We start from the raw sequence: 23,146 nt of genomic DNA, 5'->3' as shown, positions 1-23,146 counted from the left end.
TAACGATGAAAGGCAGTAACAAATCCCGCTGGGCAATCGCCGCTGGCATCATTGTGGTGGCCGTTGCCGCCGCCTGGTACTGGCACAGTCAATCCGCGAACTCCGCCGCTCCCGCCGGTGCCAATAGTGCACCACAGCGCCCGGCTGGCGGCGGCCGTCACGGCATGCGCGGCGGCGCGCTGGCGCCGGTTCAGGCGGCAACGGCGGTGAGCAAAGCCGTTCCACGTTATCTGACGGGGCTCGGAACCATCACCGCCGCCAACACCGCCACGGTGCGCAGCCGCGTTGACGGTCAGCTCATCGCGATCCACTTCCAGGAAGGTCAGCAGGTTAAAGCGGGCGATCTGCTGGCGGAAATCGACCCGAGCCAGTTTAAAGTTGCCCTCGCCCAGGCGCAGGGGCAGCTCGCGAAAGACAAAGCCACCCTCGCCAACGCCCGTCGCGATCTGGCGCGCTACCAGCAGCTGGTGAAAACCAACCTCGTTTCTCGTCAGGAGCTGGACACCCAGCAGTCGCTGGTCAGCGAAACGCAGGGCACCATCAAAGCCGACGAGGCCGCCGTCGCCAGCGCGCAGCTGCAGCTGGACTGGAGCCGCATCACCGCGCCGATTGATGGGCGCGTGGGCCTGAAGCAGGTCGATATTGGTAACCAGATCTCCAGTGGCGACACCACGGGCATCGTGGTGATCACCCAGACCCACCCGATTGATTTAGTCTTTACCCTGCCGGAAAGCGATATCGCGACCGTCATGCAGGCGCAAAAGGCCGGTAAAGGCCTGGTGGTGGAAGCCTGGGACCGCACCAACAAGCAGAAGCTGAGCGAGGGTTCCCTGCTTAGCCTGGATAACCAGATCGATACCACCACCGGCACCATCAAGCTGAAGGCGCGCTTTAACAACCAGGACGATGCCCTCTTCCCGAACCAGTTCGTCAACGCGCGAATGCTGGTCGCTACCGAAGAGAACGCGGTGGTGATCCCCACCGCAGCGCTGCAGATGGGTAACGAAGGAAGCTTTGTCTGGGTGCTGAACAGCGACAATAAAGTGAGCAAGCATCTGGTGAAAACCGGGATTCAGGACAGCCAGACGGTGGTCATCAGCGCCGGGCTCTCCGCCGGCGACCGCGTGGTCACCGACGGCATCGACCGCCTCACCGAAGGCGCGAAAGTTGAGGTGGTTGAACCTGCGAAACAGGGAGCGACCTCCTGATGCAGGTTATGCCCCCGAGCTCTACAGGTGGGCCGTCACGCCTGTTTATCCTCCGCCCTGTCGCCACCACGCTGTTGATGGTGGCGATCCTGCTGGCCGGGATCATTGGCTACCGCTTCCTGCCCGTGTCGGCGCTGCCGGAGGTGGATTACCCCACCATTCAGGTGGTGACGCTCTACCCTGGCGCCAGCCCGGACGTGGTGACGTCCGCCATTACCGCCCCGCTGGAGCGCCAGTTTGGCCAGATGTCCGGGTTAAAACAGATGTCCTCCCAGAGTTCCGGCGGGGCATCCGTCGTGACGCTGCAGTTCCAGCTGACGCTGTCGCTGGACGTCGCCGAGCAGGAAGTACAGGCCGCCATCAACGCCGCCACCAACCTGCTGCCGCCGGACCTGCCTAACCCGCCGGTCTACAGCAAGGTGAACCCGGCGGATCCGCCGATCATGACGCTCGCCGTCACCTCCTCCGCCATGCCGATGACCCAGGTCGAAGACATGGTCGAAACGCGCGTGGCGCAGAAAATTTCTCAGGTTTCCGGCGTCGGCCTCGTCACGCTGGCGGGCGGCCAGCGCCCGGCCGTGCGCGTGAAGCTTAACGCGCAGGCGATTGCCGCGCTGGGGCTGACCAGCGAAACCATCCGCACCGCCATCAGCAGTGCCAACGTCAACTCGGCGAAAGGCTCGCTGGACGGCCCGACCCGCGCGGTCACCCTCTCGGCAAACGACCAGATGCAGTCCGCCGACGAATACCGTCAGCTGATTGTGGCCTACCAGAACGGCGCGCCGATCCGCCTGGGCGACATCGCCACCGTGGAACAAGGCGCGGAAAACAGCTGGCTCGGCGCGTGGGCGAACAAGCAGCAGGCGATCGTGATGAACGTGCAGCGCCAGCCGGGCGCCAACATCATCGAAACCGCCGACAGCATTCGCACCATGCTGCCGCAGCTGATTGAAAGCCTGCCAAAATCGGTCAGCGTGAAGGTGCTTTCTGACCGCACCACCAACATTCGCGCGTCGGTCACCGATACCCAGTTCGAGCTGATGCTGGCGATTGCGCTGGTGGTAATGATCATCTACCTGTTCCTGCGCAACGTTCCGGCAACCATTATTCCCGCCGTCGCCGTGCCGCTCTCTCTGGTCGGCACCTTTGCGGTGATGGTGTTCCTCGACTTTTCGATTAACAACCTGACGCTGATGGCGCTCACCATCGCCACCGGGTTTGTGGTGGATGACGCCATCGTCGTTATCGAGAACATCTCGCGCTATATCGAGAAAGGCGAAAAGCCGCTGGCCGCCGCGCTGAAGGGCGCGGGGGAAATCGGCTTTACCATTATCTCACTCACCTTCTCGCTGATTGCGGTGCTGATCCCGCTGCTGTTTATGGGCGATATCGTCGGGCGGCTGTTCCGCGAGTTTGCCGTGACGCTGGCGGTCGCCATTTTGATCTCCGCCGTGGTGTCGCTGACCCTGACCCCGATGATGTGCGCCCGCATGCTGAGCCACGAGTCCCTGCGCAAGCAAAACCGCTTCTCCCGCGCCTCCGAGCGAATGTTCGAGCGGATTATTGCCGCCTACGGTCGCGTGCTGGCGAAAGTGCTGAACCATCCGTGGGCCACGCTCGGCGTGGCGCTGGGAACGCTGGCGCTCAGCGTGATGCTGTGGATTTTTATTCCGAAAGGTTTCTTCCCCATCCAGGACAACGGCATTATTCAGGGCACGCTGCAGGCTCCGCAGTCGGTCTCCTTCGCGAACATGGCCCAGCGCCAGCAGCAGGTGTCGGAGATCATCATGAAGGATCCGGCGGTGGAGAGCCTGACGTCCTACGTCGGCGTGGATGGCACCAACCCGTCGCTCAACAGCGCTCGTCTGCAGATCAACCTCAAGCCGCTGGATGAGCGCGACGACCGCGTGAACGCCGTCATCGAGCGGCTGCAAAGCGCCGTGGCCCGCCTGCCGGGCGTTGAGCTTTACCTGCAGCCGATTCAGGATTTGACCATCGATACCCAGGTCAGCCGCACGCAGTATCAGTTCACGCTCCAGGCTACGTCGCTTGATGCCCTCAGCACCTGGGTGCCGCAGCTGGTGGAGAAACTTAACACCCTGCCACAGCTCGCCGACGTCAGCAGCGACTGGCAGGACAAAGGGCTGGCGGCCTACGTGAACGTCAACCGCGACACCGCCAGCCGTCTGGGCATTACCATGTCTGATGTGGACAACGCCCTGTACAACGCCTTCGGTCAGCGCTTGATCTCCACCATCTACACCCAGGCGAATCAGTACCGCGTGGTGCTGGAGCACAACACCGAGAACACCCCCGGCCTGGCCGCGCTGGACTCGGTGCGCCTGACCAGCAAAGACGGCGGGATTGTGCCGCTGAGCGCCATCGCCACGGTGGAGGAGCGCTATACCCCGCTGTCGATTAACCACCTGGATCAGTTCCCGTCCACCACCATTTCCTTCAACGTGCCGGACGGTTACTCGCTGGGCGAGGCGGTGGAAGCCATCCAGGCTGCTGAAAAAGCGCTCAGCTTCCCGTCCGATATTCAGACCCAGTTCCAGGGCAGCACGCTGGCGTTCCAGGCCGCGCTGGGTAACACCGTCTGGCTGATCGTCGCGGCGGTCGTGGCGATGTACATCGTGCTTGGCGTGCTGTACGAAAGCTTTATCCACCCGATCACCATCCTCTCTACCCTGCCGACGGCGGGCGTGGGGGCGCTACTGGCATTGATGCTGGCGGGCAGCGAGCTGGACGTCATAGCCATCATCGGCATTATTCTGCTTATCGGGATCGTGAAGAAAAACGCCATCATGATGATCGACTTTGCGCTGGCCGCCGAGCGCGAACAGGGCATGTCGCCGCGCGATGCCATCTTCCAGGCCTGCCTGCTGCGTTTCCGCCCGATCCTGATGACCACGCTGGCCGCCCTGCTGGGGGCGCTGCCGCTGATGCTCAGCACCGGCGTCGGCGCGGAGCTGCGCCGCCCGCTGGGTATCGGTATGGTCGGGGGCCTGCTGGTGAGTCAGGTGCTGACGCTCTTCACCACGCCGGTGATCTACCTGCTGTTTGACCGCCTGGCGCTGTGGACCAAAAGCCGTTTCCCGAAGCGTGAAGAGGAGGCATAAGTGAAGTTTTTCGCCCTCTTCATTTACCGTCCGGTGGCGACGATTTTACTCTCCGTCGCCATCACCCTGTGCGGCGTGCTGGGCTTCCGGCTGCTGCCCGTCGCCCCGCTGCCGCAGGTGGATTTCCCGGTGATCATGGTCAGCGCCTCGCTGCCGGGCGCGTCACCGGAAACCATGGCGTCGTCGGTCGCCACGCCGCTGGAGCGTTCGCTCGGGCGGATTGCGGGGGTCAACGAGATGACCTCCAGCAGCTCGCTGGGCAGCACGCGCATCATTCTGGAATTCAGCTTCGACCGGGATATTAACGGTGCGGCGCGTGACGTGCAGGCGGCGATCAACGCCGCGCAAAGCCTGCTGCCGAGCGGGATGCCGAGCCGTCCGACCTACCGTAAGGCCAACCCGTCCGATGCGCCGATCATGATCCTGACGCTGACCTCAGACACCTATTCTCAGGGGCAGCTCTACGATTTTGCGTCGACCCAGCTGGCGCAGACGATCTCACAAATAAACGGCGTGGGTGACGTGAGCGTTGGCGGCAGTTCCCTGCCCGCCGTGCGCGTGGGCCTGAACCCGCAGGCGCTGTTTAACCAGGGCGTGTCGCTGGACGACGTGCGATCCGCCATCAGCAACGCCAACGTGCGTAAACCGCAGGGGGCGATTGAGGACGCTAGCCATCGCTGGCAGATCCACACCAACGACGAGCTAAAAACCGCCGCGGAATACCAGCCGCTGATTATTCACTACAACAACGGCGCGGCGGTACGCCTGAGCGACGTTGCCAGCGTCACCGACTCGGTGCAGGACGTGCGCAACGCCGGGATGACCAACGCCAAACCGGCCATTCTGCTGATGATCCGCAAGCTGCCGGAGGCGAACATTATTGAGACGGTGAACAGCATTCGCGCCCGCCTCCCGGAGCTGCAGGAGACCATCCCGGCGGCAATCGATCTGCAGATTGCCCAGGATCGCTCCCCGACCATTCGCGCCTCGCTTGAAGAGGTGGAGCAAACCCTGATTATCTCCGTCGCGCTGGTGATCCTGGTGGTATTCCTGTTCCTGCGCTCCGGCCGCGCGACGCTGATCCCGGCGGTGGCCGTGCCGGTGTCGCTGATTGGGACCTTTGCCGCCATGTACCTGTGCGGCTTTAGCCTTAACAACCTGTCGCTGATGGCCCTGACGATTGCCACAGGATTCGTGGTGGATGACGCCATCGTGGTGCTGGAGAACATTTCCCGCCACCTTGAAGCGGGCGTGAAGCCGCTGCAGGCCGCGCTGCAGGGCACGCGCGAGGTGGGCTTTACGGTGCTCTCCATGAGCCTGTCGCTGGTGGCGGTGTTCCTGCCGCTGCTGCTGATGGGCGGGCTGCCGGGGCGGCTGCTGAGGGAATTTGCCGTCACCCTTTCCGTCGCTATCGGGATTTCGCTGGTGATTTCCCTGACGCTCACGCCGATGATGTGCGGCTGGATGCTCAAGCGCAGCAAACCCCATTCGCAGCCGCGCCGCAAAGGCTTTGGTCGTTTTCTGATGGCGATGCAGGAAGGCTACGGCAAATCGCTGAAGTGGGTGCTGAACCATACGCGGCTGGTCGGGCTGGTGCTGATCGCCACCATTGGGCTCAACGTCTGGATGTACATCACCATCCCGAAAACCTTCTTCCCGGAGCAGGACACCGGCGTGCTGATGGGCGGCATCCAGGCGGACCAGAGCATTTCATTCCAGGCGATGCGCGGCAAGCTGCAGGACTTTATGAAGATCATTCGGGAAGACAACGCCGTAGATAACGTGACCGGCTTTACCGGCGGGTCGCGCGTTAACAGCGGGATGATGTTCATTACCCTTAAGCCGCGCGGCGAGCGCAACGAAACGGCGCAGCAGGTGATTGATCGCCTGAGGGTAAAGCTCGCCAAAGAGCCGGGCGCAAACCTGTTTTTGATGGCCGTTCAGGATATCCGCGTCGGCGGGCGACAGGCGAACGCCAGCTACCAGTACACGTTGCTCTCGGACGATTTAGCCGCCCTGCGCGAGTGGGAGCCGAAGATCCGCAAGGCGCTGGCTGCCCTGCCCCAGCTGGCGGACGTGAACTCCGATCAGCAGGATAACGGTGCCGAGATGGCGCTCACCTACGACCGCGAAACCATGTCGCGGCTGGGCATTAACGTTGAAGCCGCCAACAGCCTGCTGAACAACGCCTTCGGCCAGCGCGAAATTTCCACCATCTATCAGCCGATGAACCAGTACAAGGTGGTGATGGAGGTGGATCCGCGCTACACCCAGGACATCAGCGCGCTGGATAAAATGTTTGTGATTAACAGCGACGGCAAGGCGATTCCGCTCTCCTACTTCGCCAGCTGGCGGCCGGCCAACGCGCCGCTGTCGGTGAACCACCAGGGGCTTTCGGCAGCGTCGACCATCTCCTTTAACCTGCCCGCCGGTTCGTCGCTTTCCGAGGCCAGCGACGCGATCAACCGCGCGATGACGCAGCTTGGCGTGCCGTCCACCGTGCGCGGCAGCTTTGCCGGTACCGCGCAGGTATTCCAGGAGACGATGAACTCGCAGGTGATTTTGATTCTGGCGGCCATCGCCACGGTCTATATTGTGCTGGGCGTGCTGTACGAGAGCTACGTTCACCCGCTGACCATTCTCTCGACGCTGCCGTCCGCGGGCGTAGGGGCGCTGCTGGCGCTGGAGCTGTTCGGCGCGCCGTTCAGCCTGATCGCGCTCATCGGGATCATGCTGTTAATCGGCATAGTGAAGAAAAACGCCATCATGATGGTGGACTTCGCGCTGGACGCCCAGCGCAACGGCAGCCTGTCGCCGGAGGAGGCGATCTTCCAGGCCTGCCTGCTGCGTTTTCGTCCGATCATGATGACCACCCTGGCGGCGCTGTTTGGCGCGCTGCCGCTGGTGATATCCGGCGGCGATGGCTCAGAGCTGCGCCAGCCGCTGGGGATCACCATCGTCGGCGGGCTGGTCATGAGCCAGCTGCTGACGCTGTACACCACGCCGGTGGTCTATCTGTTCTTTGACCGCCTGCGGCTGCGCTTTGCGCGTAAAAACAGAACCACGGTGACCGGGTAAATGACTGAGCTTCCCAGCAACGTCCGCTGGCAATTGTGGATAGTCGCCTTCGGCTTCTTTATGCAGTCGCTGGATACGACCATCGTTAACACTGCCCTCCCCTCGATGGCGAAAAGCCTGGGGGAGAGTCCGCTGCATATGCATATGGTGATTGTCGCCTACGTGCTGACGGTCGCGGTGATGCTGCCCGCCAGCGGCTGGCTGGCGGACAAAGTGGGCGTGCGGAATATCTTTTTTACCGCCATCGTGCTGTTTACCGCCGGCTCGCTGTTCTGCGCGCAGGCCAGCACCCTCGACCAGCTGGTGATGGCGCGCGTGCTGCAGGGCGTCGGCGGCGCGATGATGGTGCCCGTCGGGCGCTTAACGGTGATGAAGATCGTGCCGCGCGAGCAGTACATGGCGGCGATGACCTTCGTCACCCTGCCCGGTCAGGTGGGGCCGCTGCTGGGCCCGGCGCTCGGCGGGATGCTGGTGGAGTACGCCTCCTGGCACTGGATTTTCTTAATCAATCTTCCTGTTGGCATCATCGGCGCTATCGCCACCCTGGCGCTGATGCCGAATTACAAAATGCAGACGCGGCGCTTTGATTTCTTCGGCTTTATTCTGCTGGCGGCGGGCATGGCGACGCTGACCCTGGCGCTCGACGGGCAAAAGGGGCTGGGCATTTCGTCCCTGACGCTGGGCGCTCTGGTTGCCCTCGGCCTTACCGCCGTTGGATGGTATTTGTGGCATGCGCGTGGGAATGAACAGGCGCTGTTCAGCCTGAATCTGTTTAAAAACCCCACCTACCGTCTTGGCCTGTTCGGCAGCTTCGCCGGACGCATCGGCAGCGGCATGCTGCCGTTTATGACGCCCGTGTTTCTGCAAATTGGCATGGGCTTTTCGCCGTTTCACGCGGGCCTGATGATGATCCCGATGGTGCTTGGCAGCATGGGGATGAAGCGCATCGTGGTGCAGGTGGTGAACCGCTTTGGCTACCGCCACGTGCTGGTGGCCGCCACGCTGGGGCTGGCGCTGGTGAGCCTGCTGTTTATGGCCGTGGCGCTGATGGGCTGGTACTACGTCCTGCCGCTGGTGCTGTTCTGTCAGGGGATCGTCAACTCCATGCGCTTCTCGTCGATGAATACCCTGACGCTGAAGGATCTCCCTGACGAGCTGGCGAGCAGCGGCAACAGCCTGCTGTCGATGATCATGCAGCTCTCCATGAGCGTCGGCGTGACCATCGCGGGTTTACTGCTCGGCATGTACGGCCAGCATCACCTCAGCGTCGACACGCCCGTGGCGCATCAGGTCTTTTTATACACTTATCTCAGCATGGCGGTGATTATCGCCCTGCCCGCCGTCATCTTCGCCCGGGTGCCGGATGATACCAGCAAGAACGTCGTGATTAAGCGCGGCAAAAGGAGTGGCTCATGAAATTCTGGCGTCCGGGCATTACCGGCAAGCTCTTTGTGGCGATTTTTGCCACCTGTATCGTCCTGCTGATCACCATGCACTGGGCGGTGCGGGTCAGCTTCGAGCGCGGCTTTATTGACTACATCAAGCATGGCAACGAGCAGCGCCTGCAGGGCTTAAGCGATGCGCTGAGTGAGCAGTACGCCCAGCACGGCAACTGGCGTTTTCTGCGCAATAACGACCGCTTTATTTTCCAGATCCTGCGCTCGCTGGAGCACGACACCGGCGACGATCGCCCGGGGCCGGGCATGCCGCCGCACGGCTGGCGCACCCAGTTCTGGGTAATCGATCAGGATATGCGCACGCTGGTGGGCCCGCGCGCGCCGATACCGCCGGACGGCACCCGCCGGGCGATTAAGGTGAATAACGCGACCGTCGGCTGGGTAATCGCCTCGCCGGTGGAGCGCCTGACGCGCAACACCGACATTAACTTTGACCGCCAGCAGCGCCGGACCAGCTGGCTGATCGTCGCCCTCTCCACCCTGCTCGCCGCGCTCGCCACCTTCCCGCTGGCGCGCGGTCTGCTCGCGCCGGTGAAACGGCTGGTGGAAGGCACGCACAAGCTGGCCGCCGGGGATTTCACCACCCGCGTCGACACTCGCAGTCAGGACGAACTGGGCAAGCTGGCGCAGGACTTTAACCAGCTTGCCAGCACGCTTGAGAAAAACCAGCAGATGCGCCGCGACTTTATGGCCGATATTTCCCACGAGCTGCGCACCCCGCTGGCGGTACTGCGCGGCGAGCTGGAGGCGATTCAGGACGGCGTGCGCCAGTTTACGCCCGAATCGGTGGCCTCTCTGCAGGCGGAGGTGGGCACGCTCACCAAGCTGGTGGACGATCTCCACCAGCTCTCCATGTCCGACGAAGGGGCGCTGGCCTACCAGAAGGCGCCCGTCGATGTGATTAACGTGCTCGAAGTGGCCAGCGGCGCCTTCCGGGAACGGTTTGCCAGCCGCAACCTGAAAATTGACCTCTCCCTGCCGGACAGCGCGGTGGTGTTTGGCGATAAAGACCGGCTAATGCAGCTATTCAACAACCTGCTGGAGAACAGCCTGCGCTACACCGACAGCGGCGGCGGGCTGCATATCTCCGGCAGACAGGAAAACGGACGCTTCGCCCTCACCTTCGCCGATTCCGCCCCCGGCGTGCAGGACGCGCAGCTGGAAAAACTGTTTGAGCGCTTTTACCGCACCGAAGGCTCCCGCAACCGCGCCAGCGGCGGTTCCGGCCTGGGGCTGGCGATTTGCGTTAACATCGTCGAGGCGCATAATGGCACCATTCGCGCCGCCCATTCGCCTTTTGGCGGGGTTAGCATTACAGTAGAGTTACCTCTGGAACGGGATTTATCGAGGGAAGCATGACCGAGTTACCGATTGACGAAAACACGCCGCGCATTTTGATTGTCGAAGACGAACCCAAGCTGGGGCAGCTGCTGATCGACTATTTACGCGCGGCCAGCTACGCCCCGTCACTGATAAGCCACGGCGACCAGGTACTGCCTTACGTGCGCCAGACGCCGCCGGATCTGATCCTGCTGGATCTGATGCTCCCCGGTACCGACGGCCTGACCCTGTGCCGGGAGATTCGTCGCTTCTCCGACGTGCCGATCGTCATGGTCACCGCCAAAATTGAAGAGATTGACCGCCTGCTGGGGCTCGAAATTGGCGCGGACGATTACATCTGCAAGCCCTACAGCCCGCGTGAAGTGGTGGCCCGCGTGAAAACCATTCTGCGCCGCTGCAGGCCGCAGCGCGAGCTTCAGGTGCTCGACGCCGAAAGCCCGCTGATTGTGGATGAGAGCCGCTTCCAGGCGAGCTGGCGCAGCAAGCTGCTGGACCTGACGCCTGCGGAGTTCCGCCTGCTGAAAACCCTCTCCCACGAGCCGGGAAAAGTTTTCTCCCGCGAACAGCTGCTGAACCACCTGTATGACGATTACCGCGTGGTGACCGACCGCACCATCGACAGCCACATCAAAAACCTGCGCCGCAAGCTGGAGGCGCTCGACGCCGAACAGTCGTTTATCCGCGCGGTGTATGGCGTGGGGTATCGGTGGGAAGCGGATGCGTGCAGGATTGCGTAAATAACCCCCCCCTCACCCTAACCCTCTCCCCAAAGGGGAGAGGGTGTTTGAGTTCCCTCGCCCCTTTGGGGAGAGGGTTAGGGTGAGGGGCAAAGCTTTACCTGTCTTCTCCGCAGCGCTACAATGCCCGCCCTTAAAGTGGGGGATCTCCCCTTACCGCTGCACCTGCTGCATGCGGATCTGACCTGTCATCAGAACGAGAACAAACATGTTTAAACCGGAACTCCTTTCCCCGGCGGGAACGCTGCAAAATATGCGTTACGCTTTCGCCTATGGCGCCGACGCCGTTTACGCGGGCCAGCCGCGCTACTCGCTGCGCGTGCGAAACAACGAATTCAACCACGAGAACCTGCAGCTCGGCATCAACGAAGCGCATGCCCTGGGCAAAAAATTCTACGTGGTGGTGAATATCGCGCCGCACAACGCCAAGCTGAAAACGTTCATCCGCGACCTGAAGCCGGTGGTGGATATGGGGCCGGACGCGCTGATCATGTCGGACCCGGGTTTAATCATGCTGGTTCGGGAGAACTTCCCGGAGATGGATATTCACCTCTCCGTGCAGGCTAACGCCGTCAACTGGGCAACGGTGAAGTTCTGGAAGCAGATGGGGCTGACCCGCGTCATTCTTTCTCGCGAGCTTTCGCTGGAAGAGATCGAAGAGATCCGCACTCAGGTGCCGGACATGGAAATTGAAATCTTCGTTCACGGCGCGCTGTGCATGGCCTACTCCGGCCGCTGCCTGCTCTCCGGCTATATCAACAAGCGCGACCCGAACCAGGGTACCTGCACCAACGCCTGCCGCTGGGAATATAACGTCCAGGAAGGCAAAGAGGACGATATCGGCAATATCGTCCACAAGCATGAGCCTATTCCGGTGACCAACGTTGAGCCTACGCTGGGCATCGGCGCGCCAACCGACAGCGTGTTTATGATTGAGGAAGCCAAACGTCCGGGCGAGTACATGACCGCCTTCGAAGACGAGCACGGCACCTACATCATGAACTCGAAAGACCTGCGCGCCATCGCCCACGTTGAGCGTCTGACCCAGATGGGCGTGCACTCCCTGAAGATCGAAGGCCGCACCAAATCCTATTACTACTGCGCGCGTACCGCGCAGGTGTACCGCAAGGCCATCGACGATGCGGCAGCCGGTAAACCGTTCGACACCAGCCTGCTGGAAACCCTGGAAGGGCTGGCGCATCGCGGCTATACCGAAGGCTTCCTGCGCCGTCATACCCACGACGACTACCAGAACTACGAGCACGGCTACTCCGTATCCGAGCGCCAGCAGTTTGTCGGCGACTTCACCGGCGAGCGCAAAGGCGCGCTGGCTGCCGTGGCGGTGAAAAATAAGTTCACCAAAGGCGACAGCCTGGAGCTGATGACCCCGCAGGGCAACATGAACTTCACGCTGGAACATCTGGAAAACGGCAAAGGCGAAGCGATTGACGTTGCGCCAGGTGATGGCCATACCGTCTGGCTGCCGGTTCCGGAAGAGGTGGAGCTGAAGTTCGCGCTGCTGATGCGTAACTTCAACGGTGAAAGCACCCGAAACCCACACGGCAAATAGTTAATCAGGGAAATTTTTTCGCGCTGGGATAATTCTTAGAATCGGATCACATACCGCTTCGTTCAATACGGGTATTATCCCCAGCGCTGAAAAACATAACCCATAAATGCTAGCTGTACCAGGAACCACCTCCTTAGCCCGCGTAATCTCCCTTACGCGGGCTTATTTTTTATGCCCTATTCAGTCCCCTTTTTGAAAATGAAATTGCAAAAACCAACCATATGAAGGGTGTAGGTTCGCGATAGCATCTGCTGGAGTACCGTTATGAAAATCGTGCGTACATACGACAGACATCACAACCTTTAACGACACTGGCGGGGATGAACGTCATTCGGAGTATTCCTAATTGCCAGCCAAAACATGCCCTTTACTCTTAATAACTTAGCGACAAACGATTTCACATGGATGGAGAAACAACATGACATTTCCTGGTCAGATTTCAAAGGATATTCCTGATTACGAACTCGCACGCAGTCTGGGTCTTGCGTCCGGCGGAGATATTAATTTCAGCGCCCTTGCCAACCAGCTGGACTGTAGCCGTAACTTTAGTCAGGTTGGGATCATCTACTCAGACGGTGCACGTCAGTGGTTAGTGAGACCATCAAGACGGATTGCGACGCCAAACGAAAGTTCGGTAAGCCATGTCGTCATAACTAAAGTAAATTCCTCCTCAAGTAATCCTGTCCAGGCAACGACCAGTACGATTCAGTCTCCTTCATTAGCGACTGAAATCGGCTCTACAGCGATTTCTTGCGGAGCAGCAATTCTCACCGTCGTACTTGCAGCAGGTGCAGGTATGGCCATTCCTCTCACCGCTGGTTCTTCCGGTGCTGTTGCCGCTGTGATTGTCGCCGGTGGCGTAGCAACAGGAATTCAATGTGCAAACGGACTTGGCCGCTTATCACTTATTGCCATGAATCATAACGACTATGTTGCCTGGATGGATTCTCAGGAGTGGTATACCGCAACCAATACTGCTCTTGATGCAATTTCACTTGCCGGGGCAGCTGCGGGTCTAAAAAGTGCTGTATTAACCTACCGCCTACTTAATCGCTCGACGTCTGAAAGTTTACTCTCTCTATTACAAAAAATGAGCCGAGCGGACCGTACGCGTTTAACTGAGGAAATCATCCGTATCCAAAATCCTGGGATCTCGAATTCAGGTATTAAAGCAGCGATGAAGGCCGGGGTTTACCCTAAACGTTATCCATCGGAAGCGCTGCAGTTGCTCTTACAGCGTGAGCTATTGAATGCTATTTCAAACTCCTCAGCATTTGCTGGAAGTGCTGTCTCGGGTACAATCCGGAATCCTCAGAATATTACCCGATCTGGTAAATACATTTTTGGTTTGATTCAGTCTTTTTCATTTACAGGAAGTTATTGACCCGGACATGTTAAATTACATCAAGAAGAGCCTTGCATTAAGCACCGTGATAACAGGTGAAATGGCGACTGACGATCGCCAACGCCTTGAATCATTAAAGAATCGTTTAAAAGCTCAGTTCGGTGTGCCCGTGGGGGTACATATGACTGGCATTCCTTTGGCAGTAAGTACATTACTCACGATTTTTTGCTACGCTATGCTGCAAGTTTCTGTCTGGATGTTGCTATTTCGCCTGCTCGGCCTACCTGAATTTAAGGTAATGATCGGAGTATTCCTTGCAGCAGTGGTGTATTGCATGGTTGTGATGAGCACTATGTTTCTGACTGCCAGGGGATCCTTAACTGGATATAAACTGCATATTTCCGCTATTGCACTGACTGGCTTGATGAGCATCGTTTATTTTATCTGGACGTGGATTTCGCTTTTATTCAGCTCGGTAGAAAATTACACACCGCAAATAACCTCTTTGTTAGGGTTGATTTTTTTCTGCCTGAATATCGTGTGGATGAATACATCGGTCTTTTACCGTTCAATTGCGCTAACGCTACATAATCGGGTTTGGCGTAAGCAGTTGAAGATGGATAAGAGGTAAATGCCCTTTGCGCGGGCTTATTTTTTACCTTTCATCCTGTTCTTACCCGCTTTTTTCCTCTCTGCTATACACTCTTACTAACGCTAAAAAAGGGAGCAGCGCGGATGGCAACCTATCCAGACAGTTTATTGATTCTCAACGGCAAAAGTGCAGGTAACGATCCGCTGCGTCAGGCGATTATGGGTTTGCGTGACGACGGCGCGCGCATCCACGTACGCGTGACGTGGGAAAAAGGCGACGCGGCACGCTATATCAACGAAGGCTTAGCGTTAGGCGTCAGCACCATTATTTCCGGCGGCGGGGATGGCACCATCAATGAGATCGCCTCTGCGCTTATTGGCCTGCCCACAGCAGACCGCCCGGTGATGGGCATTTTACCCCTTGGCACCGCCAATGATTTTGCCACCAGCGCCGGGATCCCGGAAGATTTAGAGAAGGCGCTCCAGCTGGCTATCCTCGGCAAAGCCACCGCCGTGGATATTGCCCAGGTGAATGACAAAACCTGCTTTATCAATATGGCAACGGGCGGATTCGGCACGCGCATCACCAGCGAAACGCCGGAAAAACTGAAGGCGGCGCTGGGCGGCGTGTCATACCTGATCCACGGTTTGATGCGCATGGACACCCTCAAGCCGGACCGATGCGAAATTCGCGGCGAGGATTTTCAGTGGCAGGGTGACGCGCTGGTGATTGGAATTGGCAACGGACGTCAGGCCGGCGGCGGGCAGCAGCTCTGCCCGGAGGCGCTGATTAACGACGGTCAGCTACAGCTGCGTATTTTCACGGGCGATGGCCTGTTGCCCGCGCTGTTTACCACGCTGACGCAGCCGGAAGAGAGCCCGAATATCATTGACGGTAAATCGGCGTGGTTTGAGGTGAATGCTCCGCACGGGATGACCTTTAACCTCGACGGAGAGCCGCTGAGCGGGACGCAGTTCCGCATTGAAGTGTTGCCCGGCGCGCTGCAGTGCAGGCTGCCGCCGGACTGTGTGCTTTTGCGCTGATGTTTCGCATAGTGCGCGATCATGCCCTCACCCCAGCCCTCTCCCACGGGGAGAGGGAGTTAAAGTCATCAGGCTATCGTCACTTTGCTGTCCAGATAAACGTCCTGAACCGCATTGATCAGCTTAACGCCGTCGGCCATGGATTTCTTAAACGCCTTACGGCCTAGGATCAGCCCCATGCCGCCCGCGCGTTTGTTGATAACCGCCGTACGTACCGCGTCTGAGAGGTCGGTATCACCGCCCGCCGCCCCGCCGGAGTTGATCAGCCCCGCGCGGCCCATATAGCAGTTCGCCAGCTGGTAGCGGACCAGGTCAATGGGGTTATCGCTGGTCAGCTTGCTGTAGACGCGGTCGTCGGTGTAGCCAAAGTTCACCGCCTTATAGCCGCCGTTATTCTCGGCCATTTTCTGCTTCACAATATCCGCGCCGATGGTGGCCGCCAGATGGTTCGCCTGGCCGGTCAGGTCGGCGGAAACGTGGTAATCCACCCCGTCTTTTTTAAACGCCGAATTACGCAGGTAGGCCCACAGCACGGTCACCATGCCCAGCTCGTGCGCGCGCTCGAACGCCGCGGAGATCTCTTCAATCTGACGACGAGACTGTTCAGAGCCGAAGTAAATCGTCGCCCCGACAGCCACCGCCCCCATATTGAACGCCTGCTCGACGCTGGCGTAGAGGGTCTGATCATACTCGGTGGGGTAGCTGAGGGTTTCGTTGTGGTTCAGCTTCACGAGGAACGGAATGCGGTGGGCGTAGCGGCGCGACACCGAGGCCAGCACGCCGTAGGTGGACGCCACGCAGTTACAGCCCGCTTCAATCGCCAGCTCTACGATGTTCTTCGGATCGAAGTAGAGCGGGTTCGCCGCGAAAGAGGCACCCGCAGAATGCTCGACGCCCTGGTCCACCGGCAGAATAGAGAGATACCCGGTGCCGCCCAGTCGCCCGGTGTTGTAGAGGGTCTGCATGTTTCGCAGAACCGCAGGCGGACGGTTGTTATCCACCATCACGCGGTCAACGTAGTCGTGACCAGGCAGGTAAAGCTGGTCGGCTGGAATGGTCATACAACGATGCTGTAAAAGGCTGTCGGCGTCTTTGCCAAGCAACTGCGCAATATCAGTCATGTGATACTCCCGTAAGTCCGACGTCGTGTCGGTGTGTGTTTATCCAGTCCCATTTTTTATGGGCAGACTAAGCCTGGTACCGACTTAACAGATTTTCCACCATTTGCATTTTTTTTCAGCACAATCTGCTGGCTCGATTCGTGTACAACAAAACTGTTACATTGATCAAACAATCGCCACAAAGGTATTTAAAAGGTATTATTGAGTGGTATGTTAAAGGCGTACCTTATCTGACATGCAGGATTAAAAAATGAAAACGAAAGTCCAACTGTCATTCATGATGTTTGTTGAATGGTTTATCTGGGGCGCGTGGTTTGTGCCATTGTGGCTGTGGCTGAGCAAAAGCGGGTTTACCGCCGGGGAAATTGGCTGGTCTTACGCCTGTACCGCGATTGCCGCTATCCTCTCCCCGATTCTGGTCGGCTCGCTGACGGATCGCTTCTTCGCCGCGCAGAAAGTGCTGTCGGTGCTGATGTTTGCCGGTGCCATTCTGATGTACTTCGCCGCCCAGCAAACCCAGTTCAGCACCTTCTTCCCGCTGCTGCTGGTCTATTCCCTGACCTATATGCCGACCATCGCGCTGACCAACAGCATTGCCTTCGCGAACGTGGACGACGTTGAGGCCGATTTCCCGCGCATCCGCGTGATGGGCACCATCGGCTGGATCGCCTCCGGGCTGGCGTGCGGGTTCCTGCCGCAAATGCTCGGCTACAGCGATATTTCCGATACCAATATTCCGCTGCTGATGACCGCAGCCAGCTCCGCCCTGCTCGGCGTCTTTGCCCTGTTCCTGCCGAACACGCCGCCGAAAAGTACCGGCAAGCTGGATTTCAAAGTCATGCTGGGGCTGGATGCGCTGGTCCTGCTGCGCGATAAAAACTTCCTGGTATTCTTCTTCTGCTCGTTCCTGTTCGCCATGCCGCTGGCCTTCTACTACATCTTCGCCAACGGCTATCTCACCGAAGTGGGAATGAAAAACGCCACCGGCTGGATGACCCTCGGCCAGTTCTCTGAAATCTTCTTTATGCTCGCCCTGCCGTTCTTTACCAAACGCTTTGGTATTAAGAAGGTCTTACTGCTGGGCCTGATAACCGCCGCCATCCGCTACGGGTTCTTCGTCTATGGCGGTGCGGAGCAGTACTTCACCTACGCCCTGCTGTTCCTCGGCATTCTGCTGCACGGCGTGAGCTACGACTTCTACTACGTGACCGCGTACATCTACGTGGATAAAAAAGCGCCGGTGCACATGCGCACCGCCGCGCAAGGCCTGATTACGCTGTGCTGTCAGGGGTTTGGTAGCCTGCTGGGTTACCGCCTGGGCGGCGTGATGATGGAAAAAATGTTCGCCTACAAAGAGCCGGTGAATGGGCTGACCTTCAACTGGGCCGGAATGTGGACATTTGGTGCAGTCATGATTGCCGTGATTGCCGTGCTGTTCATGCTGTTTTTCCGCGAATCGGATAAAGAGATCACCGCAATTGAGGTGGTTGATGGCGATACCGCGCTGACACAAGGGGAAGTTAAATGAAACAAGACCGTATTCTCGGGGCCCTTTACGGCCAGGCGTTAGGGGATGCGATGGGCATGCCGTCGGAGCTGTGGCCGAGAAAGCGCGTCAAGGCGCACTTCGGCTGGATCGACCGTTTTTTACCTGGTCCGGCAGAGAATAACGCGGCCTGCTATTTCAAACAGGCAGAGTTCACCGATGATACCTCGATGGCGCTGTGCCTGGCCGATGCGATCGTTGAGTGCGACGGGGAGATTAACGCGGACGTTATCGGCAAGCATATCCTGAACTGGGCGCTCGACTTCGACGCGTTTAACAAAAACGTGCTCGGCCCAACCTCAAAAATCGCGCTTAACGCGATCCGTGACGGGAAGCCGGTCAGCGAGCTGGACAACAACGGCGTAACTAACGGGGCGGCGATGCGCGCCTCCCCGCTGGGCTGCCTGCTCCCGGCGACGCGCCTGGAGCACTTTGTGGGACAGGTAGCGCTGGCCTCCAGCCCGACGCATAAATCGGATCTCGCCATTGCCGGCGCGGTGGTGATTGCCTGGGCGGTTTCCCGCGCCATCGACGGGGAACGCTGGCAGAACATCGTCGATGCCCTGCCGGGGATCGCCCGCTATGCGCAGGAGGCGAAAACTACCACCTTCAGCGCGTCGCTGGCGGCGCGCATTGAGCTGGCGCTTAAGACCGTGCGGGAAGCCAACGGCATCGACTCCGCCAGCGAGCAGATTTATCAGCTCACTGGCGCGGGTACCAGCACCATTGAGTCCGTTCCGGCAGCCATCGCGATGGTGGAGCTGGCGGGAACCGACCCGAACCGCTGCGCGATTTTATGCGCGAATCTGGGCGGCGATACCGACACCATTGGCGCGATGGCGACGGCCATCTGCGGTGCGCTCCACGGCGTGCAGGCAATTGACCCGGCGCTGAAGGCCGAGCTCGACGCCGTTAATCAGCTCGATTTCGGTCACTACTGCGAAAAACTGCTGCACTTCAGGGAGCAAAGGGAGGGCGTATGAATTCGTTTGCCCAACGTCTCGACACCCTGCACGCCACGCGCCCGGTGACGGTGCTGGGCGCGGCGGTAATTGACGTCATCGCCGACGCCTACGCCCTGCCCTGGCGCGGATGCGATATCGAGCTTAAACAGCAGGGGGTGAATATCGGCGGCTGCGCGCTGAATATCGCCATCGCCCTGAAGCGGCTCGGCATTGCGGCGCAAAACGCCCTCCCCGTCGGCCACGGCGTGTGGGCGGATATTATTCGTAACGCGATGGCGAAGCAGGATCTGCACAGCGCCGTGGAGGCCGAAACCGGCGACAACGGCTGGTGTCTGGCGCTGGTGGAGCCTGACGGCGAGCGCACCTTTATGTCCTTTAGCGGCGTGGAGAACCAGTGGCAGCAGCGCTGGCTTGACGAACTAAACGTTCCGCGAAACAGCCTGGTTTATCTTTCCGGCTACCAGCTGGCCTCGCCGTGCGGCGAGCTGCTGACGGGCTGGCTTGAAGGGCTGCGGGACGTGACGGCGCTTATCGATTTCGGCCCGCGCATCGCGGATATTCCCGACGCGCTGATGGCGCGGATTATGGCCTGTAAACCGATCGTGTCGCTTAATCGTCAGGAAGCGGAGCTCGCTGCTGAAAGGCTGGGCGTGGAGGCTGAAAACTTGGGTGTGGAGTGGCAGCAGCGCTTCGGCGCCGCGCTGATTGTGCGCCATGATAAAGACGGTGCTACGTGGTATGACGGTGGTGCCTCGGGCGTTGTTCCGGCGTTTCCCGCCACGGTCGTGGACACCATTGGCGCTGGCGACAGCCACGCGGGCGGCACGCTTGCCGGGCTGGCGGCGGGATGGTCACTGGCGGATGCCGTTCTGCTGGGGAATGCCGTGGCGTCCTGGGTGGTCAGCCACCGCGGCGGGGACTGCGCGCCCACTCGTGAGGAATTACTCCTCGCACACAAAGACGTATAGGTCGCTGCGACAGTAGCTGATGCTGTACTCAATCGGCCGGTGCTGCTGGTCAAGCGCAACCTGCTTGATCACCAGCACCGGTATTTTTTCGTCCATCTTAATGTGCGCCTGAAACTCGCTGTCCGGCATGCGGGCGCTGACCCGTGAACGGGTGCGCTGCGGGAAGATATTCTGACTGCGGAAGTAGTCGTACAGCGAAATCCCTATCGCATCCGGTTCGGGAATGAGCCCGACCGGCACCCAGGACTCTTCAATCGACACCGCATCGTCATCCACATAGCGAATACGCTTCAGCAAAAAGACGTCGCTGTTCGGCTCCAGCGACAGGTGGCCCGCCACCTCTTCCGGGCATTTCACCACGCGCTTGTTGACCCACAGCGTGTTTGGCGTTTTACCGCGCAGCACCACCTGCTGAGAGAACCCGCGCGCTTCCTTGAGCGAGTATTCGAAGATATTGTTAATTTGCGTGCCGTAACCCCGGGCTCGCGTGACAACACCCTCGGCCTCCAGCGCCTGCATCGCTTTGCGCACGGTGATCCGCGACACCCCCGTTAACTGGCTCAGATCGCGCTCGCCTGGCAAAATGTTCCCGTGCTCCAGCACGCCGCTGCGCACCGCATTTTTTACCGTTTCGGCAAATTTCAGGTACAGCGGCGTGTTGTCAGGCGCGGCGATCCGTTCAGTCAGTTGAGCGATTAACCGGGTATGCGCTTGTTCCATCTCTGTTTTCTCAGGCGTGGTGTTTCCTGCCAGTATACTGGGTTACCACCACGCATGAAAATGATGAACCGGCCCAATACCGTGACCGACTTCCAGAGTATCGGCTTTTGCCAGCGCCGCCGAGAGCCAGATTTTCGCTTCTCGCACCGTCTCAGCCCAGCCGTCATGCCGCGGGCGCAGCGCCGCCAGCGCGGCGGAGAGGGTGCACCCCGTGCCGTGGGTATTTTTGGTCTGCACGCGCGGAGCCGTAAAACGCTGCTCGCCGTCGCGGGTAAAGAGCCAGTCCGGGCTTTCAGCGTCATCCAGGTGGCCGCCTTTCATCAGCACCGCCCCGCACCCCATCGCCAGCAGCGCGTTCCCCTGCTCTTTCATTTCCCGTTCAGTTTGCGCGTGCGATGTGCCTAACAGCGCGGCGGCTTCCGGCAGATTGGGCGTGATAAGCGCCACCTGCGGCAGCAGCTTACTGCGCAGCGTCTCAACGGCAGAGGCGGAGAGCAGCGGATCGCCGCTTTTTGCCAGCATGACGGTATCCAGCACCACGTTTTGCACCTGATAGCGTTTAAGCCGCTCGGCCACCGCTTCCACAATGTCCGTTTCGGCCAGCATGCCGATCTTGGTGGTATCAATACGCACGTCGCTGAACACCGAATCCAGCTGCGCGGCAACAAAATCCGGCTCGATGCGGTAGACCGACTGCACGCCGCGCGTGTTTTGCGCCACCAGCGCGGTAATCACCGAGCAGCCGTACGCGCCAAGGGCCGAGAAGGTTTTCAGATCGGCCTGGATGCCCGCGCCGCCGCTGGGGTCGGTACCGGCTATGGTGAGAGCGTTAATCCGTTTCATGCCTGCTCCTCCAGCGTATAGAGCGCATCCAGGAACGCGCTGGCAAAGCTGCCTGGCCCTTGTGACTGCGCAACGGCCACCGTTCCGGCTCGCTTCATCCATCCGCAGGCGGCGGCAACGTTATCCAGCCGGTCGCCCGGCAGCGAGCAGCTTGCCGCCACAACGGCGGAAAGCGCGCATCCGGTTCCCACTACGCGCGTCATCAGCGGGTCACCGCCCGTGACCGTGCGGGTCCGCTCTCCGTCGGTGATGTAGTCCACCTCGCCGGTGACCACCACAATGGCATGGGTCTGGCGGGCCAGCGCCTGAGCGGCAGGCAACGCGCTGGCGGCGGTGTCGGTGGTATCAACGCCGCGCCCGCCCGCGCTCATTCCGGCAAGGGCCAGGATTTCGGAGGCATTGCCGCGAATGGCGGCCGGTTTCAGGGCCAGAATTTGATGGCAAAAACGGGTACGGAACGTCAGGGCGCCCACAGCAACCGGGTCCAGCGTCCAGGGTTTGCCTGCCGCCACCGCGCTTTCAATCGCCCGACGCATCGACTGCGCGCGCGGCGAGGTCAGCGTGCCGACGTTAATCAGCAGCGCATCGGCAATGGCGGCGAACTGTTCAGCCTCTTCGGCCTCAATCACCATCGCGGGAGATGCATTAAGCGCCAGCAAAACGTTGGCCGTAAAGGTCTGTACGACATCGTTGGTCATACAATGGGTCAGCGGAGAACGGGTTCGGAAGTGGTGTAAAACGTGTAAATCGAGCAGGTCAGGCTGCATGGGTTCGCTCCTGCCTTGCGTGAAGAAGCGATGACCGGGAAGGCATCTGACTTCCCTACGCTGGCATTATCCAGATCAGGTAATACGGGTATTTCTCAGCCTTCACAAGGAAGGGCACCCCGAGTCATTTGGTAAGCATTGACTTACTTTTTGCCAGATTAGGGGAAGTTTCATGCTGACGCAAGCGCCCTTTCGGGGATCGCTTCTTCATGCAGGGGTGGTGCGAAAGAAAAGGCTAGCAGCGATAATTACAGGACTATTATGCCACTTCTTTAAATCAACACCATTCTCTATAACAATTACATTACGTCCAAAAAACACTCACTTTTTTCAGCGTTTAAGAAATAGCTCTACCAACATAATTTTTTCCGCTTTCAGTCAGTCTATTTTGTGTTTCATTAATCATTAAAACTTATTTCGAATGAAATATAAAGTGAGCTCCAAACCGTTTAACCCCGCTAAACGTTTAGCCTCTCAATCAAAGAGTTACCGCGAAACACGCGTTTGGCCTCACCTCTTATAAGTTAATGTAAACATTAAGATATTTTGCGTCACACCCACAAAAATCATTTTAGCTATTTATGCCATTTATGATTTAGATCAATATCCAAAAACTCACATTAATTGATAGTTACTGCACGTTACGAATTAAGTGATTTATTCAAAATTCTCCGTAACGCCCGTTATTTTAATCAGGCGTAACCAGACGTTACATCAACGCGC

17 protein-coding genes and 1 riboswitch are annotated in these 23,146 nt (G+C 59.1%); of the genes, 13 read left to right on the top strand and 4 right to left on the bottom strand.

Features of this window, described 5'->3' with window-relative positions; genetic code table 11:
• The first annotated feature begins 5 nt into the window (after positions 1–5).
• The 10 genes from USG84_RS13865 to yegS all read left to right on the top strand — a co-directional run bounded on the left by USG84_RS13865 (position 6) and on the right by yegS (position 15,493).
• Positions 6–1,208 (top strand): MdtA/MuxA family multidrug efflux RND transporter periplasmic adaptor subunit, encoded by a 1,203-nt coding sequence (locus USG84_RS13865; RefSeq protein ID WP_151413086.1) that lies wholly within the window; start codon positions 6–8, stop codon positions 1,206–1,208.
• Positions 1,208–4,330 carry an MdtB/MuxB family multidrug efflux RND transporter permease subunit gene (locus tag USG84_RS13860; RefSeq protein WP_320738311.1) on the top strand — a complete coding sequence of 1,041 codons (3,123 nt, stop codon included), beginning with the start codon at positions 1,208–1,210 and terminating at the stop codon, positions 4,328–4,330. The genes USG84_RS13865 and USG84_RS13860 overlap by 1 nt, the downstream gene beginning before the upstream one ends.
• Positions 4,331–7,408, top strand: a complete 3,078-nt coding sequence (gene mdtC / locus USG84_RS13855; RefSeq protein WP_253542759.1) for a multidrug efflux RND transporter permease subunit MdtC — start codon at positions 4,331–4,333, stop codon at positions 7,406–7,408. It abuts the gene before it with no gap.
• Positions 7,409–8,824, top strand: a complete 1,416-nt coding sequence (locus USG84_RS13850; RefSeq protein ID WP_151413092.1) for an MFS transporter — start codon at positions 7,409–7,411, stop codon at positions 8,822–8,824.
• Complete coding sequence (gene baeS, locus USG84_RS13845; protein ID WP_061097656.1) at positions 8,821–10,224, top strand: two-component system sensor histidine kinase BaeS; 1,404 nt, start codon at positions 8,821–8,823, stop codon at positions 10,222–10,224. Before USG84_RS13850 ends, baeS begins: the two co-directional genes overlap by 4 nt.
• Positions 10,221–10,943 carry a two-component system response regulator BaeR gene (gene baeR / locus USG84_RS13840; protein WP_024908120.1) on the top strand — a complete coding sequence of 241 codons (723 nt, stop codon included), beginning with the start codon at positions 10,221–10,223 and terminating at the stop codon, positions 10,941–10,943. The genes baeS and baeR overlap by 4 nt, the downstream gene beginning before the upstream one ends.
• 208 nt (positions 10,944–11,151) lie before the next feature.
• Positions 11,152–12,513 carry a tRNA 5-hydroxyuridine modification protein YegQ gene (yegQ, locus tag USG84_RS13835; protein WP_032652696.1) on the top strand — a complete coding sequence of 454 codons (1,362 nt, stop codon included), beginning with the start codon at positions 11,152–11,154 and terminating at the stop codon, positions 12,511–12,513.
• A gap of 418 nt (positions 12,514–12,931) precedes the next feature.
• Entirely contained in the window at positions 12,932–13,897 is a 966-nt protein-coding gene (locus USG84_RS13830) for a hypothetical protein (RefSeq protein WP_320738310.1), read from the top strand.
• 7 nt (positions 13,898–13,904) lie between these two features.
• Positions 13,905–14,489: a hypothetical protein gene (locus USG84_RS13825; protein WP_253542763.1), complete on the top strand. Its 585-nt coding sequence runs from the start codon at positions 13,905–13,907 to the stop codon at positions 14,487–14,489.
• A 104-nt stretch (positions 14,490–14,593) separates the two neighbouring features.
• A complete protein-coding gene (yegS, locus tag USG84_RS13820; protein WP_151414000.1) occupies positions 14,594–15,493 on the top strand; it encodes a lipid kinase YegS in 900 nt (299 codons plus the stop codon).
• A 68-nt stretch (positions 15,494–15,561) separates the two neighbouring features.
• Here the strand turns inward: yegS and fbaB are convergent, their stop codons facing one another.
• Positions 15,562–16,614 (bottom strand): class I fructose-bisphosphate aldolase, encoded by a 1,053-nt coding sequence (gene fbaB, locus USG84_RS13815; protein ID WP_008500869.1) that lies wholly within the window; start codon positions 16,612–16,614, stop codon positions 15,562–15,564.
• A 250-nt stretch (positions 16,615–16,864) separates the two neighbouring features.
• Between fbaB and USG84_RS13810 the strand changes: the two genes are divergently transcribed.
• The 3 genes from USG84_RS13810 to USG84_RS13800 are packed head-to-tail and all read left to right on the top strand — an operon-like array spanning position 16,865 to position 20,093.
• Positions 16,865–18,142, top strand: a complete 1,278-nt coding sequence (locus tag USG84_RS13810) for a nucleoside permease (protein WP_028013818.1) — start codon at positions 16,865–16,867, stop codon at positions 18,140–18,142.
• A complete protein-coding gene (locus USG84_RS13805; protein WP_253542764.1) occupies positions 18,139–19,143 on the top strand; it encodes an ADP-ribosylglycohydrolase family protein in 1,005 nt (334 codons plus the stop codon). Before USG84_RS13810 ends, USG84_RS13805 begins: the two co-directional genes overlap by 4 nt.
• Positions 19,140–20,093, top strand: a complete 954-nt coding sequence (locus USG84_RS13800) for a PfkB family carbohydrate kinase (RefSeq protein WP_151413999.1) — start codon at positions 19,140–19,142, stop codon at positions 20,091–20,093. The genes USG84_RS13805 and USG84_RS13800 overlap by 4 nt, the downstream gene beginning before the upstream one ends.
• Here the strand turns inward: USG84_RS13800 and USG84_RS13795 are convergent.
• The 3 genes from USG84_RS13795 to thiM are packed head-to-tail and all read right to left on the bottom strand — an operon-like array spanning position 20,067 to position 22,423.
• Positions 20,067–20,813 (bottom strand): GntR family transcriptional regulator, encoded by a 747-nt coding sequence (locus USG84_RS13795; RefSeq protein WP_028013821.1) that lies wholly within the window; start codon positions 20,811–20,813, stop codon positions 20,067–20,069. The two genes, USG84_RS13800 and USG84_RS13795, sit on opposite strands and share 27 nt — an antisense overlap.
• A 42-nt stretch (positions 20,814–20,855) precedes the next feature.
• The gene (gene thiD / locus USG84_RS13790) at positions 20,856–21,656 is read right to left on the bottom strand and encodes a bifunctional hydroxymethylpyrimidine kinase/phosphomethylpyrimidine kinase (RefSeq protein WP_061097651.1); all 801 of its coding nucleotides are present in this window, start codon (positions 21,654–21,656) and stop codon (positions 20,856–20,858) included.
• Positions 21,653–22,423, bottom strand: coding sequence for a hydroxyethylthiazole kinase (gene thiM, locus USG84_RS13785; protein ID WP_253542768.1), 771 nt, complete (start codon positions 22,421–22,423; stop codon positions 21,653–21,655). The genes thiD and thiM overlap by 4 nt, the downstream gene beginning before the upstream one ends.
• A gap of 35 nt (positions 22,424–22,458) precedes the next feature.
• Positions 22,459–22,555, bottom strand: a riboswitch (TPP riboswitch).
• Positions 22,556–23,146 lie beyond the last annotated feature (591 nt).

This window comes from Enterobacter sp. 168J2 (assembly GCF_034107265.1).
Lineage (GTDB): Bacteria > Pseudomonadota > Gammaproteobacteria > Enterobacterales > Enterobacteriaceae > Enterobacter > Enterobacter nematophilus.
The sequence above is the reverse complement of the archived record's forward strand: the minus strand, read 5'-3'. Positions and strand labels throughout refer to the sequence as shown.

Bases quoted from the DNA above. Each gene is read 5' to 3' on its own strand.
- USG84_RS13865 (WP_151413086.1), top strand. From the start codon at position 6: ATGAAAGGCAGTAACAAATCCCGCTGGGCAATCGCCGCTGGCATCATT.
- USG84_RS13860 (WP_320738311.1), top strand. From the start codon at position 1,208: ATGCAGGTTATGCCCCCGAGCTCTACAGGTGGGCCGTCACGCCTGTTT.
- USG84_RS13850 (WP_151413092.1), top strand. From the start codon at position 7,409: ATGACTGAGCTTCCCAGCAACGTCCGCTGGCAATTGTGGATAGTCGCC.
- baeS (WP_061097656.1), top strand. From the start codon at position 8,821: ATGAAATTCTGGCGTCCGGGCATTACCGGCAAGCTCTTTGTGGCGATT.
- baeR (WP_024908120.1), top strand. From the start codon at position 10,221: ATGACCGAGTTACCGATTGACGAAAACACGCCGCGCATTTTGATTGTC.
- yegQ (WP_032652696.1), top strand. From the start codon at position 11,152: ATGTTTAAACCGGAACTCCTTTCCCCGGCGGGAACGCTGCAAAATATG.
- USG84_RS13830 (WP_320738310.1), top strand. From the start codon at position 12,932: ATGACATTTCCTGGTCAGATTTCAAAGGATATTCCTGATTACGAACTC.
- USG84_RS13825 (WP_253542763.1), top strand. From the start codon at position 13,905: ATGTTAAATTACATCAAGAAGAGCCTTGCATTAAGCACCGTGATAACA.
- yegS (WP_151414000.1), top strand. From the start codon at position 14,594: ATGGCAACCTATCCAGACAGTTTATTGATTCTCAACGGCAAAAGTGCA.
- fbaB (WP_008500869.1), bottom strand. From the start codon at position 16,614: ATGACTGATATTGCGCAGTTGCTTGGCAAAGACGCCGACAGCCTTTTA.
- USG84_RS13810 (WP_028013818.1), top strand. From the start codon at position 16,865: ATGAAAACGAAAGTCCAACTGTCATTCATGATGTTTGTTGAATGGTTT.
- USG84_RS13805 (WP_253542764.1), top strand. From the start codon at position 18,139: ATGAAACAAGACCGTATTCTCGGGGCCCTTTACGGCCAGGCGTTAGGG.
- USG84_RS13800 (WP_151413999.1), top strand. From the start codon at position 19,140: ATGAATTCGTTTGCCCAACGTCTCGACACCCTGCACGCCACGCGCCCG.
- USG84_RS13795 (WP_028013821.1), bottom strand. From the start codon at position 20,813: ATGGAACAAGCGCATACCCGGTTAATCGCTCAACTGACTGAACGGATC.
- thiD (WP_061097651.1), bottom strand. From the start codon at position 21,656: ATGAAACGGATTAACGCTCTCACCATAGCCGGTACCGACCCCAGCGGC.
- thiM (WP_253542768.1), bottom strand. From the start codon at position 22,423: ATGCAGCCTGACCTGCTCGATTTACACGTTTTACACCACTTCCGAACC.